The following is an 18,690-nucleotide window of genomic DNA, read 5'->3' on the forward strand; positions in this document are numbered from 1 at the left end:
AACATGGACTCGCTTTCCCTTAATCAACGCCCCACCGCTTCGGCGGCCGATACCAGCCACAAGTCACCGGCTTCCGTTCCTGCTCCCGCTGGCAGTGAGCTGACGCAAACCGCCCGAGCAGTTCAGGCGGCCGACAAGGCGCAAGGAGCCACGCCTTCCGGTGAACAGCTGGAGAAAATGGCGGAGCAGATGGAAACCTTTATCGGCACTTTTAACCGGGGGCTGCAATTCAGGGTAGATGAAAACTCCGGTCGTAATGTGGTGACTGTGGTGGATACCGACAGCGGTGATATCATTCGCCAGATACCCACCGAGGAGCTGCTTCAGGTGATCAACCGTCTGGCCGAGGCCAGCGGCGGCCTGATAGACACCAAAGCATAAGCCTTGGAGCAAAGAGCATAGGAGAAACAGCGTGGCCGATCTCAAACTGCCGGGCGTGGGCTCGGGCTTTCCCATTCAGAGTTTTGTGGATGCCACCGTGGCCGGTGAGCGGGCACCCAAGGATAAAATGTTCTCCCGCCGTGCCAACGACATTGGTGTTCAACTTTCATCCTACGGCACGCTCAAGGGGGTGCTGGACGAATTCAAAACGGCCCTGGGCAAGCTGGGTGAAGAAGAAGCCTTTGAAAAGCGTTCCACCAGCTTTACCAACAGTGGTTTTGCCAGCGCTACGGCCGATAAAACCGCCGTGGCCGGCAGCTATACCCTGTCGGTAAAGCAGTTGGCCGAGGCCCATAAAATTGGCACCTCCGCAGTGCCAAAGGCCGACGCCGAGAAAAAGCTGGGTTCAGGTACTCTAACGCTGAATGTCGGATCTGAGTCCTTTAGTGTGTCCATCGCGAAAGACAAAAGCTCACTGGCCGAAGTGGCCGATGCGGTCAACAATGCCGAAGACAACAAGGGCGTGCGCGCGACCGTGGTCACCGACGACACCGGTTCACGCCTGGTATTTTTTGCCGATAAGACCGGTACCGAGAGTCAAATCAGTGTCTCCGCGTCCGGCAATGCCGACGGTGACGGCGGCGCCAGCCTGGATGTCCTGGGTGTAACCACCGAAATTCAGGCCGCAAAGGATGCGCAGCTCACCATAGATGGCGCCCTGATCACCAGCCAGAGCAATGAAATTGAAAATGCCATCCAGGGCGTGACCCTGGACCTGAAAAAGGTCAATGACGCCCCCGATGGTGAAAAGCCAGACACCAAACTGACCATTGGCTACGACAAGGGCACGGTGGAAAAAAATCTGCAGGAGTTCGTTAAGTCCTTTAACACCGTGATGGCCACCATCAATCAGCTGACTTCCTATGATCCGGAAACCGAAAAAGCCGGTCCGCTTAATGGTGACGGCACGGCCCGAAACCTGACTTCGCAAATTCGCCGCATGCTCAGTGAACCGGTGGAAGGAGCCAGTCCACCGATACAATCCCTCACCGATCTGGGCATCACCACCAAGAAAGACGGAAAAATAGAGCTGGACGAAGACCTGCTGAAAAAGCAGGTGGATGAGAACTTCGCCAAAATCGGCCAGTTGTTTGCGTCCGAAAAGGGGGTATCCAACAAGCTGGATGAAATGCTGGAAAGCTTTGTCGGCACCGAGGGCATTCTGACCAAGCGAGACACCTCACTCAATGAGCAAATGAAGAAGCTGGATAATGAACGGGCGGACTTTGAGCTTTACATGGAAAAGTATGAAGAGCGTATCTATAAGCAGTTCTCCGGCATGGACATAATGGTGGCTCAGCTTAACCAGCAGCTGAATTCGGTCATCGCCGCCTTTGATAATATGCCTGACATCAGTGGCGGACAGTCATGACGCCCCTCGAGCAGTTGCAGAAGCTGGATGAGCAGTTGCTGAGGATGCTGGCCAATCCGGAAGAGCTGGATGAAAACGGCGTTGCCGAGCAACTTGCAACCCGGGCACGGTTGTTGCAAGACGTCATCGAATTGGGTGATGTCTCAAAAAGCGAGTCCGCCGAGCTGATTAAACGCTCTCGCCAGCTCAAGGAAGCAGCCGAACAGACCCAGCGTAAGCTGGGCGAAAAGCTCAAAGCCATGCACAAAGGCCGGCGTTCGGTGCAGGCCTATCAAACCGTTAAACGCAGTTAGACATTATTTAGGAGTAAGTGCCTATGCGCGGCTCAATGAAAGCCTATAAGTCCGTGGCCCTGGACAGCCAGAAAACCCTAGCTTCTCCCTACAAGGTGGTGCAGATGCTGCTTTCGGGCGCACTGGAGCGCCTGGCCCGTGCTCGTTCTGCCATGGAGCAAGGCAAACCTGCCGAACAGGGGGAGTTGTTGGGAGCGACCATGGCCATCGTGGCCGAATTGCGTGCCGCACTGAACCATGAGGAAGGCGCCGAGATAGCCGCCAATCTCGACAACCTGTATGAGTTCATCATGGGTGAACTTGTGTTGGCCAACAGCGAGAACAGCGTAGAGCGGCTGGAAGCCATCAGTGGCCTGCTGCGTGATATCAAGGAAAGTTGGGACGCCATTCCCATGGAGCAGCAGCAAGTTCCTGCCTGATCCCTTAGCCAGCCCCGGAATGTTGTATGGGGCTGGTTTGTCGTCATTTTTATGTGGTTCCTGCCATTCAGCCCCATTGTTGTAGTCAAAAAAACATCTTTGCCCTGTAATATTTGATCCAGATCAATTCAGATCCACTTTTTGCGCCTATCTTTGTCGAGTTGTTTTGACGCCTGTGTCAGAATTACGACTCATATGGTTCATTTTGATGCCGTCAAGGTGTTAAGCTGGTACCTGGGTCAGGGATGGCGTTCGCAATAAAAACCTAATAACTAACTGAATGTAAAGGATATTTACTTTATGGGCTTTAACGGCTGTGTCTTGATCATGGATCATAACCAGGAACGGCGGTCAAGACTGGAAGCTATCCTTTCCTTTATGCAGGTCGAGTGGCGCAGTGGCAGTCGCGCCAACGATCTGGCGTGTTTGCGGGAGCAACCACACACCATGACGGTATTGCTGGGGGAAACGGATTCTCTACCCGAAGAACTGCTGCAAGAGCATGCCCAGCATGTGTTTATTACCCTTGAGCCCCTTCGTGTAACGGCGGCCAACCTGCTGGGTACCTTGAATGATCTCACTTATGACGAACTGACTCGTTTGCTGGGCCAGGCCGAGCACTGGCGTCCGGTGGCACAAAGCCATAAGCAGGAGCAGTGCCTGAAGGAGCTGCTGGTGGGTGAAAGTCCCTCCATGCAGGCCGTTAAGGGGCTGATCCGTCAGGTAGCAGGCAAGCAGGCCAATGTGTTGCTGCTGGGAGAGTCCGGCACCGGCAAGGAGGTAATAGCCCAGGCGATTCATTCGTTGTCGCAACAGGCCGAGGGGCCTTTTGTGCCCATCAACTGTGGCGCCATTCCGGCGGAATTGCTGGAAAGCGAACTGTTCGGCCATGAGAAGGGGGCCTTTACCGGTGCCGTGTCGGCCCGCAAGGGGCGTTTCGAGCTGGCCAATGGCGGCACCCTGTTTCTTGACGAGATTGGCGATATGCCATTGCCCATGCAGGTGAAACTGCTGCGGGTACTACAGGAGCGTACCTTTGAGCGGGTGGGAGGCACCCGGCCCATCAAGGCCAATGTGCGCATCATTGCCGCTACTCACCGTGATCTGGAATCCATGATTCGGGAACAGCGCTTTCGGGAAGATCTCTATTACCGGTTGAATGTGTTTCCCATTACCGCGCCCCCCCTGCGGGAGCGACGGGACGATCTGTCGTTGTTGCTGACCGAGCTGATTGAGCGCCACCGGGCTGTGCATCATGTGGACCTGGGGTTCACGCCGGCGGCGGTTCATGCCCTGCAGGGGTATCACTGGCCAGGCAACGTGCGCGAGCTGTCAAATCTGGTGGAACGCATGATGATCCTGTGTCCGGACAAGCAGGTTGATCCCATGGATCTGCCGGAAAAATACCGGGGTGATCATGTGCCTGAGTCCTTTGATGACATGGATGAGCAGGCCGCGCTGGCATCCATCTTCAGTGGTGACGGCGTTGATGTCGACCATGAAGTCGCCAGCTTCTTTGATATGGAAATGCAGGCGCAGGTGCCCGCGGGCGTCAACGGAGACGCTCACATGCCTGAGCTGGGCGATGAAGGCATTAACCTCAAGGAAATGCTGGCGGGTATCGAGGTCGAGATGATCGGTCGCGCCCTGGACGCCAGCGACGGCGTGGTGGCCAGGGCCGCGGAGCATCTGGGCATGCGCCGCACCACCCTGGTGGAAAAAATAAAAAAATACGGTATCGGGCGAGAATGAGGCCCATTGGGGCTGCGGCAGGGCGTTGTATCTGGCACACATCTTGAATAATGCAGGCCATGACGCTTCCAACTTCCATTTCAACTACTGCCGATGCCCGCTGGCTCAGCCTGCTGGGGCCAGAGCGGCTTGACGAAATTCTGCACACCATGCCAGGCGGTTTGCTGTGGGTCAACGGCCAGGGCGTGGTTAGCCGGGCCAACACCGCCGCCCGTGAGCTGCTGGGAGATCCCCTGCTCAATACTCCCTGGCTTGAGGTGATCGCTCGGGCTTTTGCGCCCCGGCCCGACGACGGCCTGCAGGTGTCACTGAAAAACGGCCGCCGGGTGCAGCTGGCCATTTCCCATTTACAGGGGCTGCCGGGGCAGCTGGTGCAGCTGACCGATCTCACGCCAACCCGGGCCTGGGCCGCACAGCAGGGCCACGCCGAGCGCTTGGCGGCACTCGGGCGCATGGCCGCCACCCTGGCCCATCAGGTTCGTACCCCATTGTCGGCGGCCATGCTCTATGGCGCCAACCTGGCGAGTCCGGAGCTCAATTCGGCCCAGCGGGCGCGGTTTCAGCAGCGGCTGATGGATCGGTTGACCGACATTGAGCGTCAAATAAACGACATTTTGCTGTACGCCCGGCCCGATCAGGCGGCCCTGGCAACACCACTTAGCCTTGCTCAGCTGTTGAATACGATCGCCGAGGCGGCAGGACCACTGTTGCAGGGCAAGGCCGGGCTTGAGTGCAAGGCTGAGGAACAGCCGGTGATTCTGGGTAACGCCAACAGCCTGCAGGGTATTGTGCTCAACCTGCTTGAAAATGCGCTGGAAGCGGGCGCCGATGTGCTGACGCTGACGGTCGGGCAACAAGGCGATCTGGCCTTTATTCGGCTTGCCGACAATGGCAAGGGCATGGATGACGCCCTGCAACAGCAAATTTTCACACCCTTTTTCACCACCCGCAGTCAGGGCACCGGCCTGGGACTGGCGGCGGTGGCGTCGGTTGTGCGCGCCCACCAGGGCAGTGTGGAGGTCAGCTCCGCACCGGGGCAGGGCAGCTGTTTCAGCCTGTGGCTGCCTTTGGCGCAGCAAAAGGAGGCATGATGAACACCGATATTCTGATTGTGGAAGACGATACCGGCCTGCAGCAGGCGCTGCAGGACACCCTGGAACTGGCCGGTCTTGATTGTCGCTGTGTGGACAGTGCCGAAGACGCCATCCTGTGTCTGCAGCAGGCACCGGTACGAATGGTGATCACCGATGTGCAGATGACGGGCATGGATGGCCTGTCCCTGCTCAACTGGATAAACGAGCGCCTGCCCGGGTTGCCGGTGCTGGTGATCACCGCCCATGCTCAGGTGTCGGGGGCAGTGGCGGCCATGCGTGCCGGTGCGGTGGATTACCTGGCCAAGCCCTTTACGCCGGCGGCCTTGCTGAAGCGTGTTCAGCGCTTTGTGCGCCCGGTCGAGAGCGGTGAGCAGGATCCGGTCGCGGAAGACGCCGTCAGCCGTCAGTTGCTGCAATTGGCTGCCCGCGTGGCGAGCACCGATGCCAGCGTGATGATCACCGGCCCCAGCGGGACCGGCAAGGAAGTGCTGGCGCGCTTTATCCATCGCCATTCCCGACGTGCCGAGGGCCCCTTTGTGGCCATCAATTGTGCCGCCATTCCCGACAACATGCTGGAAGCCACCCTGTTCGGCTATGAAAAGGGGGCCTTCACCGGGGCGGTGCAGGCCTGCCCGGGCAAATTTGAGCTGGCCAATGAGGGCACCCTGCTGCTGGACGAGATCACCGAAATGGACGTGGCGCTGCAGGCCAAGCTGTTGCGGGTGCTGCAGGAGCAGGAAGTGGAGCGCCTGGGCGGACGCAAGTCACTGTGTCTTAATGTCAGGGTACTGGCCACCAGCAACCGGGACTTGCGGGCCGCCGTAAGCGAGGGGCGCTTTCGTGAAGATCTCTACTATCGGCTCAATGTCTTTCCGCTCACGCTGCCGGCCCTGGCCGAGCGCCCCGCCGACATTCTGCCGCTGGCCCGTTTTCTGTTGGGCCGTCATGCCGAACGGCAGGGGCGGCATGGCGTCAGGTTGTCACGCGAAGCGGAAACTCGGCTGCGGGGCTGGCACTGGCCTGGCAACGTACGCGAGCTCGACAACGTTATTCAGCGGGCGCTGATCCTGTGTGCCGGCCAGGATATAGGCGATGGCGACATTTTGTTGGACGAAATGGCAACGCGAATTTCACCGGCGCCCCCGGTCGGTCCCCAGGAGCTGGGCGAAGAGCTGGAGTGTCAGGAGCACCGCATTATTCTTCAGGCGCTGCACAGCAGCGGTGGCAGTCGGCGCGAGGTCGCCGAGCAGTTGGGCATCAGCCCGCGCACCCTGCGTTACAAGTTGGCACGCATGCGGGAAGCGGGTATTCACGTACCCGCCTGACGCCGAAAAGATGAACTGGCCCGAGCTTTGCATTAGTATGCGTGAATGCCAGACATTTACTGATTGAGGAGCCAAACGTCATGGATATCAAAGCCGCTGCGCTGTTGGCCGAAATGCAATCAATGCAGGGGGAGGCCAGAAACCTGGCCCCGGTTCAGGGTGCCGTCCCTCAACAGGATTTTGCCGAATTGCTCGGGCAGGCCGTGAACAAGGTCAATGGCCTGCAGCAGACCACCAGTGATTTGCGCACCCGCTTTGAGCTGGGTGACTCCGCCGTGGGGCTGGAGCAGGTGATGATCTCGGCCCAAAAGTCGAGCATTGCCTTTGAGGCCACCGTGCAGGTGCGCAACAAGCTGGTGGATGCTTACAAAACCATTATGAACATGCCGGTGTAAGGAGCTGACGGGTGGCTGACAATCCGCTGGCGGAAACCGACAAAAACACGCTTCCGGCCAATACCGAGGGGGCCTCCATGGAGGCGGAAGAGCGTAAGAGTACGCCCTTTGCCTTGCTGGGCAACACCGACGTGCTGCGCCAGATCGTGATTGTGCTGGCCCTGGCCATCTGCTTGGCCATGGCGGTGTTTGTGCTGCTGTGGGGCAAGGAGCCCGAAATGCGGCCGCTGGGGGTATACGGCAACCAGGAACTGATCGAAACCCTCGATTACCTGGACGCCCAGAAGGTGGAATACGCGATTGACGGCAACAGCGTCTTGGTGCGCGCGGATCAATACGCCGACATTCAACTGGGACTGCGTCGTTCCGGCCTGACCCAGGCGCCTCCCGAAGGCGACAGCATACTGCTTTCCGATCCCGGCTTTGGCATCAGTCAACGGCTGGAGCGGGAGCGTCTCAATCTCAGCCGAGAGCGTCAGCTGGCCCGGGTGATCGAGCAATATAACAGTGTGTCCTCGGCTCAGGTGTTGCTGGCCATTCCCAGAGAAAACGTTTTCGTGCGCGACAAGCGCAAACCCAGCGCCACCGTGGTACTCAACCTGCGCCGGGGCGGTGCCCTGCGCCAGGAAGAAGTGGACGCCATTGTGGATACCGTGGCATCGGCGGTGCCGGATCTTACCCCGGGCCGGGTCACGGTCACCGATCAGAACGGCCGCCTGCTCAATTCCGGCTCCCAGGATCCCATGTCTGCCCGCACACGGCGTGAGTTTGAGCTGCAGCAAAAGCAGGAAGCGGAATACCGCCAGAAGATTGACGCCATTCTCAGTCCGGTGCTGGGGCTTGGCAACTACACGGCGGAGGTAGATCTGCGACTGGACTTTCGTCGGCAGCAGCAAACGGTCAAGACCTACAACCCCGACATGCCCGCGGTTCGCTCGGAAATGGTGATGGAAGATAACACCAGTGGCCGTGGCGCCATCGGCATTCCCGGTGCCCTGACCAACCAGCCGCCGATGGATGCGGATATACCCGAGGAAGCCGGCCAGGCCGCAGAGCAGAGCGCCACCGAGCGCAACCGTCGTGAGGCCACCCGTAATTTTGAGCTGGACACCACCATTCGCCACACCGAGAACGCCGTGGGCGATATTCGCCGGCTGACGGTGTCCGTGGCGGTGGACTACAAAACGGTGACCCAGGCCGACGGCAGCCTGGAGCGGGTACCCCTTGAGGCTCCCGAGCTGGCCCGTATCGAGCGACTGCTTAAAGGCGGCCTGGGTTTTGACGTTAGCCGGGGTGATGCCATTGAGGTGGTAAGCATGTCCTTCAATCGCCCCGATCTGGAGGCGGTGGCCGGAGTGCCCTTCTATGAGCAGTCCTGGTTCTGGCGACTGGCTCGCATTGTCGGTGCCGTGCTGGTGCTGGTGGTGTTGCTGCTGGCGCTGGTGCGGCCCATGGTGAAACGGCTGCTCAATATGGATGATAAAGGCGAAGAGGTGGATCTCGACAGCCAGAGTGCCCTGGCCGGCAGCGATGAGCTCAGCCTGCTGTCGCAACAGGCTGAGCTGGAAGATGGCATGTTTGGCATCAAGGACGGCCAGCTCAAGCTGCCCAACCTCAATAAGGACGAAGATCTGCTGGCTGCGGTGCGCGCCCTGGTGGGTAACGAGCCGGATCTGGCGGCGCAGGTAATCAAAGACTGGGTGCAGAGCGATGAGTGATGATGGGCTGGTAATTACCGACGAGCAGCGCCAGCTGCTGTCCCGCATGACGGGCACCGAAAGGGCGGCCCTGCTGATGCTGAGCCTGCGTGAAGAAGACGCGGCACAAATCTTTCGCCACCTGGATCCCAAGCAGGTGCAGCGCCTCGGCATGAAAATGGCCGCCCTGGGAGATTTCAGCCCCGATCGGGTCAACGCCGTGCACCGCTTGTTTATTGAAGACATTCAGCGCTTTACCAAGATAGGCGTGGGCAGCCAGGACTTTGTGCGCAACGCCCTGGTGGCGGCCCTGGGTGAAGACAAGGCGGGCAGGTTGGTTAACCAGATCGCCGCCGGCGCCGGCTCCCGTGGCCTCGACTCACTCAAGTGGATGGATGCCCGACAGGTGGCCGGCATTATTCATAATGAACACCCGCAAATTCAGACCATAGTGCTGTCGTATCTGGACGCGGATCAGGCGGCGGCCATTCTGCAGCAGTTTCCCGAGCCCATGCGGCTGGATCTGGTCATGCGTATTGCCGAGCTGGAAGAAGTGCAGCCGGCGGCGCTGCAGGAGCTTAACGACATCATGGAAAAACAATTTGTCGGCAAGAGCAACGCCAAGGCGGCCAAGATGGGTGGCCTGAAGACCGCGGCCGACATCATGAACTACCTCGACACCTCGGTGGAAGGTGCGCTGATGGACTCCATTCGCGAGCAGGACGAGGAAATGAGCATGAAGATTCAGGATCTGATGTTCGTGTTCGAAAACCTGATCGACGTGGACGACAGGGGCATTCAGGTATTGTTGCGGGAAGTGGATGCCGATCTGCTGCAACGGGCGCTCAAGGGCGCCGACGATCAGCTCAAGGAAAAGTTTCTGGGCAACATGTCCAAACGGGCGGCCGACATGCTGCAGGAAGATCTGGAAGCCATGGGACCGGTACGGGTCAGCGATGTGGAAACCGCCCAGCGCGAGATCCTCGCCATCGCCCGCCGGCTGTCCGACAGCGGCGAGCTGATGTTGTCCAAGGGCGGCGGGGATGATTACGTATGAGTAACCCGGAGCACACCGAAGATCGCACTCAGGCCGACGCTCAGGACAACAGTGCCTGGCAGTGGCCGGAGCTTGAGATTGAGCGCAAGCGTCAGCAGATGCGCAGCGCCGCCCTGCGGCTGCGGGCCGAGCCCGAGCCCAGGGAGGCCGTGCCGGCTGCCCCCGAGCAGCCGGCGCCCGAACCCCTTACCGCCGAGGCCCTGGAAAGCATTCGTCAGGCCGCCTTTGAGGAAGGCCATGCCGAAGGCAAGGCTCAGGGGGTTGCCGAAGGCCGGGAAGAGGGGCGCCTGCAGGGCATGGAGGAAGGCCTTCAGACCGGCCTGCAACAGGGGCTGGAGCAGGGACTGGCCGAAGGCCGAAAACAGGTGGCGCAGCAGCTGGAACACTGGAGCAGCCTGGTGGAGCAGCTGCAGGCCCCCCTGTCGGAAATTGATCACACCGTGGAGCAAAGCCTGGTGACCCTGGCCATGGAGCTCGCCCGCAACCTGCTAAAGTCCGAGGCCAGTGCGTCCCCGCAGTTGCTGCTGGCCACGGTACAGGAGGCCTTGAAGGCGTTGCCGGCCCAGAATGGCCCGCTGACCTTTTACCTGCATGCCGAAGATCTGGTGATGCTGGAGGCCCATTACGATCAGGACGCCCGGGCAAAACGGGGATGGGAATTTATTGCCGAGCCGGGTCTGACTCGGGGCGAGCTGAAAATTATCACCCCCCTGTCGCAGTTGGATGTGAACCTGGCACAACGCATTGATGCGCTCATGGCCAATTTCATCAAGGCTAACTGGAGCCGTTTCCATGACGCTGGCTGAGCGTCTGACCGCTTATCAGTGCGCCGGCCTGGCGCCGCCCCTGGCCGCCAGCGGCAAGTTGACCCGAGTGGTGGGGCTGACCCTGGAAGCGGTGGGGTGCACCGCCGCCGTGGGCAGCCAGTGCCGAGTGCAGACCCAGTTTGGCGAGATGGATGCGGAAGTGGTCGGGTTCGCCGATGACAAGCTCTACCTGATGCCGAGTGAGTCCCTAAAGGGAGTGATCCCCGGAGCCCGGGTCACGCCGGCAGGTGACGGCGCGGGTGTGCCGGTGGGCATGGCACTGCTGGGCCGGGTGATCGACGGCGTGGGCCAGCCCCTGGACGGACAGGGGCCGATACATACTTCCACCACCGCCGACTTTGTCTCCCGCCCCCTCAATCCCATGGCGCGCAAACCCATCGATGCGCCCATGGATGTGGGGGTTCGTGCCATCAACTCGGTGCTGACCGTGGGGCAGGGCCAGCGCATGGGGCTGTTTGCCGGCTCCGGCGTGGGCAAGAGCGTGCTGCTCGGCATGATGACCCGGGGAGCCCGGGCCGACGTGGTGGTGGTGGGGCTTATCGGCGAGCGGGGCCGGGAGGTGAAGGAATTTATCGACGTCATTCTGGGGAATGAGGGCCGGGCCCGGGCCGTGGTGGTGGCGGCCCCCGCCGACGCCTCGCCGCTGATGCGGCTCAAGGGCTGCGAGACCGCCCTGACCCTGGCGGAATATTATCGGGATCAGGGGCTGAATGTGTTGCTGCTGATGGACTCCCTGACCCGCTATGCCCAGGCTCAGCGGGAGATTGCCCTGGCGGTGGGCGAGCCGCCGGCCAGCAAGGGCTATCCGCCGTCGGTGTTTGCCAAATTGCCGGCGCTGGTGGAGCGGGCCGGCAACGGTGCCGAGGGGCAGGGCAGCATCACCGCCTTTTTTACCGTGCTGACGGAAGGGGATGATCTGCAGGATCCCATTGCCGATGCGGCCCGGGCCATTCTCGACGGCCATATTGTGCTGTCGCGGCAGCTGGCCGACAGCGGCCATTACCCCGCCATCGACATTGAAAAGTCCATCAGTCGGGTAATGACGGCGGTCACCACTCCTGAGCACCAGCAACAGGCCCGAGCACTGAAACAGGCCTACGCCCTCTATCAGCAGAATCACGACCTGATCAACCTCGGTGCCTACAAGAGTGGCGCCGATCCCCGGCTCGACATGGCCATCACCATTCGGCCCCGGCTCGACCGCTTTCTGACCCAGGGCATGACAGACGTCATTGGCCTTGATGACAGCCTGAAAGAGCTGGAAGTGGTGACCATGCCGCTGCTGAGGGCCGGCTGATGAGCCGGGCCCTGAACCTGCTGCTTGAACAGCTCGACGGCGAAGAGCGCAAGGCGGCGGCCGAGATGAACGTCGCCCAGCTGCAACTGCAACGCATGGAGCAGCAGCTGCAGACCCTGAGCCAGTATCAGCGTCAGTATGTACAGACCTTTCAGCAACGGGGCCGAAGCGGCCTGGAAGCCCATCAGTTTGGCCACTTTCGCGGTTTTATCGACAAGCTGGAAATCGCCCAGCAGCAGCAGCAGCAGGGCCTGCAACAAGCCCGGGACGAGCTGGAACAAAGCCGTAATGCCTGGCTGGCGGTACGTACCCGCAAGCAGGCCATTGAAAAGTTGCTGGCTCGTGAGGCCGAACGCAAGCAGCAGGAAGCCGCCCGCCAGGAGCAGAAAATGCTCGACAACCTCGCCATCTACCGCTTTCACCGCAAGCCGCTCTAGTGCTCATACTCACGCCCTCGCTTACGCGTTATTAAAGTTGGTACATAAATTGCTTTTTTGAAGTAACAGTATCGAGGCCGCACCGGCCACAGCGACAATCAGGGGATCAGCATGACCACAGTCATTCCCGCCCTGTTCGGCGGCATGAATTCGTCAAGGGCCGCTTTGCAGCCGGGCGAGGCGGGAAAGCCATCCGGTTTTTCCGAACTGCTGAGCAAGGCCGGCGCCGAAACCGGCGACAAGGGCATGCCGGCCGTTCCGGGGGCGGACAGTGGCGAAGACCGGGTTATGGCTGAATCCACTGAGTCCGGCGCCAATAAATTGTCAACGGTCGATGCAACAACCAACGAAGCGGCCGAGAGTGACGGGACCGACTCAAGTCCGGGCGATACCAAGGAAGGCTTCGCGGCTGGCGATGCCGTTTCCGCAGTGCCGGCCGAGGAGATCCCTTCCACCGCGGCGGCAGTGGGCGGCAAGCCGCTGCCGGAGGCGGCAACGGCAGCCGCCGACCTGCTGGAAGCGCATGCCGAATCACTGCGTCAGGGCCGCAGGGAGCCCGCTCAGCCGGTTGCTCAGGCCGTCCGGCAGGACGATCACGCCTCGGCAGATAGCGCCGAACCGGATGTGAAACCGGCAAAAACCGGCAGTTCGGCGGCAAACGAATCCTTTGTAACGGCTCAACAGGCTGCAGTAAAGGCCTCCTCTCCAGGGCAGCATTCCACCCAGGCGCAGCCCAAAGAGCCGCCGAGTGGTAATCCGCCCCCTGTGGCCGCCAAGGCGGAAACGGCGGGGCCGGGCGACAAAGGAATTCCCGCTGCCGCCCTTCATGCCGGTATGACCGGTGAAAGCGAACGCGCTACTACCACGATTTCTTCCAGCGGCAAGGCCGGTGACCAGCCTGCTCAGGTGGCGCCCCCGGTTGGGGCCGACGACGCCGGGGCGGAGGCATTACCGAAACAGCCTTCAGACATCCGTGATTCAGGTGCTCAGCCATCGGCGGCTGAACAGGCCGGCCGCGCCTCCCCGTTAGCACCAGAGCAGGCTGAAACTGCGCGAGCTTCTTCGCCCGTCCCGGTGAATACTGTGGCCGGCGAGGGGCCGGACATGACGGGGGAGACGGAGGCAGAGCCGCCGATTGCGCCCAGGCAGGATGTTGCTTCGGTTCGGCAGGAAAGGACGGCCACGCCCGACTGGCTGGCCCAGATCGAGCACGGTCGTCGCTGGCAGCAGACCCAACAAGGCCAGGCGACGGAGCCCGGCGTCAAGGGGGATGCCGAGATTGCCCTCAAATCGAATGACGGCGACGAGCAGGCGGCCATTGATCTCAGCGCCGGGACAATAGAGGGTTCCGAGGGCGACGAGGAACTGCCGCTCAGCGAGCGACCGGCCAGTACTTCTCTGGTTGCTCAGGGAACAGCCGGTGATGCCGTGACCCGGCCGGCCGCCGGCGTCAGCGATCCACAGTTGGTGACGACGACGGCAGCCACACGGGACGCCGCCCCGGCACCAGAGCGCGTGCCTCAGCCCCAGGGGGAACGCATGCTCAACCTGCACCAGGCCTCACCGGAGCAGAATGCCCGCCAGCTGAGCCAACAGGTGCAGGTGATGGTGAATCAGGATTTGCAACAGGCAGACATTCGTCTGAATCCGTCCGAGCTGGGCGGCATGCGCATTCAGCTCAGGTTTGAGCAGGGCGAGCTCAGCATGCATATCCAGGCGCAGCATCCTCAGGCCCGGGAACTGCTGGAGCAGGCCATGCCGAGACTCAGAGACATGCTGGGCCAGCAGGGTATTCAGCTCGGCCAGGGGCAGGTGGGCGGTTTTGCCGGCCAGCAGGGCGGCGCCCAGAACGGGGCCTCGGGGCAGGATGCAACCGGTCGGGAAAGGGGGCATAATCCATCCCCGTTTGAGCAGGGGCCGAGTGAAGACCAGGCGGCCTATGGCTCCCGCGGGGCGAACACCTTTTTCAACGATGGCAGAATTGATTTTTTTGCATGATATCAATGGTTTATATATAAGGGCAGAGCATGGCAGAAAACCTCACCATTCCCAAGGTGGCATGGTATAAACGCAAGCTGATCTGGATAGTGCTGCTGGTGGTACTGGCCGGCGGTGGCGGGGCCGCGGCCTGGCTGCTGATGACGCCGGCCGAGCCGGTCGCCAGTACCGAGCCGGATCCTGCCGCCAATCAGGCCATGTATGTGAGTCTGACCCAGCCCTTTGTATTCAGTGTACCCGGTGGCACTCGGGATCGGCTGGTACAGGTTGAAGCCCAGCTGATGGTCAGGGGCATGGCCAACGCCGAGCTGGCCAAACAACATTTGCCCCTGCTGGAAAGCACCCTGCTTGACGTGTTCAGCCGTCAGAGCGCCGACAATTACCTTACCGCGGCCAGCAAGCAGGCATTGCGAAAAGAGGCGCTCGACGAGCTGAACCACGCCACCGCCGAGGTGCTGGAAAAGCGGCTGTTCGAGCGAGTGTTGTTTACCAGCATAGTGATGCAATAGGTGACTTGTGAGCGATCTGTTATCTCAGGATGAAATCGATGCCCTGCTGCACGGGGTAGACGACGTCGAAGAAGAGGAAGTCGGCTCCGAAGGGGGCGTGGCGTCCTTTGACTTCTCGTCCCAGGATCGCATTGTGCGCGGGCGCATGCCGACCCTGGAAATGGTGAACGAGCGCTTTGCCCGCCATATGCGCATCAGTTTGTTCAACATGATGCGGCGCACCGCCGAGGTATCCATCAATGGTGTGCAGGTGATCAAGTATGGCGAATATGTGCATTCGCTGTTTTTGCCCACCAGCCTGAACATGGTGCGCTTTCGACCGCTCAAGGGCATTGGCCTGGTCACCATGGAAGCCCGGCTGGTGTTTATTCTGGTGGACAACTTCTTCGGCGGCGATGGCCGCCACGCCAAGATCGAAGGGCGGGAGTTCACCCCCACCGAGCGTCGAGTGATTCAGTTGCTGTTGAAGCTGGTGTTTGAAGACTATAAAGAAGCCTGGGCGCCGGTGATGGACGTGGGGTTCGAGTACCTGGACTCCGAGGTGAACCCCACCATGGCCAATATCGTCAGCCCCACCGAGGTGGTGGTGGTGAGTTCCTTTCATATCGACCTTGACGGCGGCGGCGGTGACTTTCATGTGACCCTGCCTTACGGCATGCTGGAGCCCATTCGCGAGTTGCTCGACGCCGGGGTGCAGAGCGACAAGGGAGAAAACGATCTGCGCTGGGGCAAGGCCCTGCGGGATGAAATTCTCGATGTGGAAGTGGACATGGCGACCCGCCTGCTGGAAAAGCAGGTGAGCCTGCGCGACATCATGGACTGGAAGGCCGGCGATATTATTCCCATCAACATGCCCGAGCACCTGCTGGTGTCGGTGGAAGACCTGCCCACCTTTCGCGCCCAGCTGGGCCGTTCTCAGGAAAAAATGGCGATTCGCATTACCGAAAAGATAAAACGCCCCGAAACCGTCAAGACCGAACTGCATGAAGTCACCCGCCGTGGGGTGCGCATTGACGGCGAGGCCGAGCTGGAAGAACTGGAAAGAACCATTGAGGACGCATAATGAGCGACGAGCAGAACGATCAAAATGAGCTGGATGATATCTGGGGCGACGCCATGGCGGAGCAGGAAGGGGAGGTGAAAAAGGCCGAGCTGGACGACTTCAGCAATGATGGCCAGGCCCCCATCACTCAGGAGGAGCGGCGCAAGCTAGACACCATACTGGATATTCCGGTGACCATTTCCATGGAAGTGGGTCGCAGCCAGATCAGCATTCGCAACCTGCTGCAGCTCAATCAAGGCTCAGTGGTGGAGCTGGACCGGCTGGCGGGGGAACCCCTTGACGTCATGGTCAACGGCACTCTGATCGCCCACGGTGAGGTGGTGGTGGTGAATGACAAGTTCGGCATTCGCCTGACCGACGTGATCAGCCAGACCGAAAGGATCAAAAAGCTCAAATGAGGCAGTTACCGGTTTACCTGCTACTGGCCACCAGTGCCCCTCTTTACGCTCAGGGCGGTCCCGACATTCAGTGGACTTCATGGGCGCTGTCGTCGGCGCTGGTCATTGGCCTGCTGCTGGTTTTGGGCTGGGCGGTGCGGCGGCTTAAATTACCGGCGCTGGGCGGCAATCGCCAGCTCAGGGTGGTAACCAGCCTGGCCCTGGGCCACAAGGAGAAACTGGTGGTGGTGCAGGTGGGCGAGGAGCAGTGGCTGCTGGGCATCACCCCCCAGAACATCAACCGGCTGGGCAAGCTGGATCACCCACTGGCGGAGCCTCAGGCCGGCAGGAAATTGACGGGTGGGCAGCATGAGCCGCATTAACCGCTGGCTGCCGCTGTTGTTGCTGTGTGCCACCCCCGCCCTAGCCCAGCAGGGCATGTCGGCGGTAACGGTGACCACCAACCCGGACGGTAGCCAGGAATACAGCCTGACCCTGCAGGTACTGGCGCTGATGACGGCGCTGTCGTTTCTGCCGGCGGTGGTCATCATGATGACGTCCTTTACCCGCATTATTGTGGTGCTGTCGATTTTGCGTCAGGCCCTAGGACTGCAGCAGAGTCCGTCCAATCAGGTGCTGATCGGCATCAGCCTGTTTTTGTCGTTTTTCATCATGTCACCGGTGCTGGATCGGGTCAACAACGAGGCCCTGCAGCCCTATCTGGCGGAAGAGATCGGCTCGAAAGAAGCCCTGGCCCGGGCCGAGCAGCCCATGCGCGATTTTATGCTGGCCCAGACTCGGGTCAAGGATCTGGACACCTTTCTCAATATTGCTGATGTGCAAGTGGACAGCGAGGCCGAGGTGCCGCTGCGCGTGCTGATTCCGGCCTTTGTTACCAGCGAGCTGAAAACCGCCTTTCAGATAGGCTTCATGCTGTTTTTGCCGTTTCTGGTGATTGATTTGGTGGTGGCCAGCATACTGATGGCGATGGGCATGATGATGCTGTCGCCCATGCTGATCTCGCTGCCGTTCAAGCTGATGCTGTTTGTGCTGGTGGACGGCTGGAACCTGATCATGGGTACCCTCGCCACCAGCTTTGGACTGGGAGCCCCGTAATGAGCCCGGAAACCTTCGTCGATCTGTTCCGCAGCGCCCTCTGGCTGGTCACGGTACTGGTGTCGGCGGTCATTTTTCCGAGCCTGGCGGTGGGGCTGCTGGTGTCCATCTTTCAGGCCGCCACCTCCATCAACGAGCAGACCCTGAGTTTTCTGCCCCGCCTGCTGGTGACCCTGGGCGCCCTGGCCGTGGGCGCCCATTGGGGGTTTGGCATGCTGATTGATTATTTTCACGAGCTGGTCGGCCAGATCTCTCAGGTTATCGGGTAAGACATCACTGGAAGCTTTAAGCCGAAAGCTGGAAGACAACCCCAATTGTTTGCGGGAACCGAGTTTGCCTCACAAATAAGGTTGTAACTGAAGTCTTGCCACCCACTCGGGCTGCTTCCAGCTTTCGGCTTAAAGCTTCCAGCTATGTTTTAAGGAGTTTGCTTGAGTTATACCACCGCCGAGCTGATGCAATGGCTGGCCTCCTACCTCTGGCCCTTGTGCCGCATTGCCGGGTTGATGATGACCATGGTGATGTTTGGTGCCAACCTTACGCCGGTTTATACCCGGCTGCTGCTGGCGGTGGCCATGACCCTGGCGGTGGCGCCGGTGCTGCCGCCGATGCCGGCGGTGGAACTGTTTTCGATGGCAGGCTTTCTGATCACCGTTCAGCAGGTGCTGATCGGCGCCGTTATTGGCCTGCTGTCCCAGTTCCTGCTGCAGACCTTCGTCACCGCCGGCCAGATTATTGCCATGCAGACTAGCCTGGGGTTTGCCTCCATGGTCGATCCCCTGAATGGTCAGTCGGCGCCGGTGGTGGGTCAGCTTTACCTGATGCTGGGCACCCTGCTGTTTCTCGGTCTTGATGGCCACCTGGTGATGATCGAGGCCATTGTGCTCAGCTTTACCTCGGTGCCGGTGGCCGTCAGTGGGCTGACGGTCGGCGACTGGCAGAACCTCGCCGGTTTGCTGACACTGTTGTTTCAGGCGGCGGTGGCCATGTCGCTGTCGGCCATCGTGGCCATGCTGCTGATCAACTTCAGTTTCGGGGTCATGACCCGGGCCGCCCCCCAGCTCAATATCTTCAGCGTGGGCTTTGCCATCAGCATGGTATGCGGCCTGTTTATCATGTGGCTGACCCTGGGCGGCTTTATGGATCATTTCGAAAATCAATGGCTGCGCATGCAGCAGGTGATGTGTGACACCCTGAGACTGACCTGCGAGGGAGGCTGAC

General features: G+C 60.4%; 21 protein-coding genes. All 21 read left to right on the forward strand.

Annotated elements, in window-relative coordinates; all coding sequences use genetic code 11:
- Positions 1-3 precede the first annotated feature (3 nt).
- The 21 genes from OJHNALOF_RS05795 to fliR all read left to right on the forward strand — a co-directional run bounded on the left by OJHNALOF_RS05795 (position 4) and on the right by fliR (position 18,689).
- Complete coding sequence (locus tag OJHNALOF_RS05795) at positions 4-381, forward strand: flagellar protein FlaG (RefSeq protein WP_094200036.1); 378 nt, start codon at positions 4-6, stop codon at positions 379-381.
- Between the two features lie 31 nt (positions 382-412).
- Positions 413-1,813, forward strand: a complete 1,401-nt coding sequence (fliD, locus tag OJHNALOF_RS05800; RefSeq protein ID WP_094200035.1) for a flagellar filament capping protein FliD — start codon at positions 413-415, stop codon at positions 1,811-1,813.
- On the forward strand, positions 1,810-2,106 hold the full coding sequence (locus OJHNALOF_RS05805; RefSeq protein ID WP_094200034.1) for a hypothetical protein: 297 nt from the start codon (positions 1,810-1,812) through the stop codon (positions 2,104-2,106). Before fliD ends, OJHNALOF_RS05805 begins: the two co-directional genes overlap by 4 nt.
- 35 nt (positions 2,107-2,141) lie before the next feature.
- Positions 2,142-2,525 carry a flagellar export chaperone FliS gene (gene fliS / locus OJHNALOF_RS05810; protein ID WP_240919642.1) on the forward strand — a complete coding sequence of 128 codons (384 nt, stop codon included), beginning with the start codon at positions 2,142-2,144 and terminating at the stop codon, positions 2,523-2,525.
- Positions 2,526-2,852: 327 nt separating this feature from the next.
- On the forward strand, positions 2,853-4,277 hold the full coding sequence (locus OJHNALOF_RS05815) for a sigma-54 dependent transcriptional regulator (protein WP_370462296.1): 1,425 nt from the start codon (positions 2,853-2,855) through the stop codon (positions 4,275-4,277).
- 59 nt (positions 4,278-4,336) lie between these two features.
- The gene (locus OJHNALOF_RS05820) at positions 4,337-5,368 is read left to right on the forward strand and encodes a PAS domain-containing sensor histidine kinase (RefSeq protein ID WP_240919643.1); all 1,032 of its coding nucleotides are present in this window, start codon (positions 4,337-4,339) and stop codon (positions 5,366-5,368) included.
- Positions 5,365-6,696, forward strand: coding sequence for a sigma-54-dependent transcriptional regulator (locus OJHNALOF_RS05825; RefSeq protein WP_370462297.1), 1,332 nt, complete (start codon positions 5,365-5,367; stop codon positions 6,694-6,696). The genes OJHNALOF_RS05820 and OJHNALOF_RS05825 overlap by 4 nt, the downstream gene beginning before the upstream one ends.
- A gap of 80 nt (positions 6,697-6,776) precedes the next feature.
- Positions 6,777-7,091 carry a flagellar hook-basal body complex protein FliE gene (fliE, locus tag OJHNALOF_RS05830; RefSeq protein WP_165661445.1) on the forward strand — a complete coding sequence of 105 codons (315 nt, stop codon included), beginning with the start codon at positions 6,777-6,779 and terminating at the stop codon, positions 7,089-7,091.
- A gap of 77 nt (positions 7,092-7,168) precedes the next feature.
- On the forward strand, positions 7,169-8,809 hold the full coding sequence (gene fliF, locus OJHNALOF_RS05835; protein WP_240919670.1) for a flagellar basal-body MS-ring/collar protein FliF: 1,641 nt from the start codon (positions 7,169-7,171) through the stop codon (positions 8,807-8,809).
- A complete protein-coding gene (fliG, locus tag OJHNALOF_RS05840; protein WP_094200027.1) occupies positions 8,802-9,845 on the forward strand; it encodes a flagellar motor switch protein FliG in 1,044 nt (347 codons plus the stop codon). The genes fliF and fliG overlap by 8 nt, the downstream gene beginning before the upstream one ends.
- Complete coding sequence (gene fliH, locus OJHNALOF_RS05845) at positions 9,842-10,651, forward strand: flagellar assembly protein FliH (RefSeq protein ID WP_165661447.1); 810 nt, start codon at positions 9,842-9,844, stop codon at positions 10,649-10,651. Before fliG ends, fliH begins: the two co-directional genes overlap by 4 nt.
- Positions 10,638-11,969: a flagellar protein export ATPase FliI gene (gene fliI, locus OJHNALOF_RS05850; RefSeq protein ID WP_165661448.1), complete on the forward strand. Its 1,332-nt coding sequence runs from the start codon at positions 10,638-10,640 to the stop codon at positions 11,967-11,969. The genes fliH and fliI overlap by 14 nt, the downstream gene beginning before the upstream one ends.
- On the forward strand, positions 11,969-12,406 hold the full coding sequence (gene fliJ, locus OJHNALOF_RS05855) for a flagellar export protein FliJ (protein WP_094200024.1): 438 nt from the start codon (positions 11,969-11,971) through the stop codon (positions 12,404-12,406). The genes fliI and fliJ overlap by 1 nt, the downstream gene beginning before the upstream one ends.
- A gap of 111 nt (positions 12,407-12,517) precedes the next feature.
- A complete protein-coding gene (locus tag OJHNALOF_RS05860) occupies positions 12,518-14,404 on the forward strand; it encodes a flagellar hook-length control protein FliK (protein WP_165661449.1) in 1,887 nt (628 codons plus the stop codon).
- 29 nt (positions 14,405-14,433) lie between these two features.
- Positions 14,434-14,913, forward strand: a complete 480-nt coding sequence (locus OJHNALOF_RS05865; RefSeq protein WP_094200022.1) for a flagellar basal body-associated FliL family protein — start codon at positions 14,434-14,436, stop codon at positions 14,911-14,913.
- A 7-nt stretch (positions 14,914-14,920) separates the two neighbouring features.
- Complete coding sequence (gene fliM, locus OJHNALOF_RS05870; protein WP_094200021.1) at positions 14,921-15,976, forward strand: flagellar motor switch protein FliM; 1,056 nt, start codon at positions 14,921-14,923, stop codon at positions 15,974-15,976.
- On the forward strand, positions 15,976-16,374 hold the full coding sequence (gene fliN / locus OJHNALOF_RS05875) for a flagellar motor switch protein FliN (RefSeq protein ID WP_165661450.1): 399 nt from the start codon (positions 15,976-15,978) through the stop codon (positions 16,372-16,374). Before fliM ends, fliN begins: the two co-directional genes overlap by 1 nt.
- The gene (gene fliO, locus OJHNALOF_RS05880) at positions 16,371-16,736 is read left to right on the forward strand and encodes a flagellar biosynthetic protein FliO (protein ID WP_165661451.1); all 366 of its coding nucleotides are present in this window, start codon (positions 16,371-16,373) and stop codon (positions 16,734-16,736) included. Before fliN ends, fliO begins: the two co-directional genes overlap by 4 nt.
- The gene (gene fliP / locus OJHNALOF_RS05885; protein ID WP_094200576.1) at positions 16,723-17,469 is read left to right on the forward strand and encodes a flagellar type III secretion system pore protein FliP; all 747 of its coding nucleotides are present in this window, start codon (positions 16,723-16,725) and stop codon (positions 17,467-17,469) included. The genes fliO and fliP overlap by 14 nt, the downstream gene beginning before the upstream one ends.
- Positions 17,469-17,738 carry a flagellar biosynthesis protein FliQ gene (fliQ, locus tag OJHNALOF_RS05890; protein ID WP_165661452.1) on the forward strand — a complete coding sequence of 90 codons (270 nt, stop codon included), beginning with the start codon at positions 17,469-17,471 and terminating at the stop codon, positions 17,736-17,738. The genes fliP and fliQ overlap by 1 nt, the downstream gene beginning before the upstream one ends.
- A gap of 162 nt (positions 17,739-17,900) precedes the next feature.
- Positions 17,901-18,689: a flagellar biosynthetic protein FliR gene (fliR, locus tag OJHNALOF_RS05895; RefSeq protein ID WP_094200017.1), complete on the forward strand. Its 789-nt coding sequence runs from the start codon at positions 17,901-17,903 to the stop codon at positions 18,687-18,689.
- Position 18,690 lies beyond the last annotated feature (1 nt).

Origin of the sequence: Oceanimonas sp. MB9 (assembly GCF_011319775.1) — a bacterium.
In the GTDB taxonomy this organism is placed as follows: domain Bacteria; phylum Pseudomonadota; class Gammaproteobacteria; order Enterobacterales; family Aeromonadaceae; genus Oceanimonas; species Oceanimonas doudoroffii.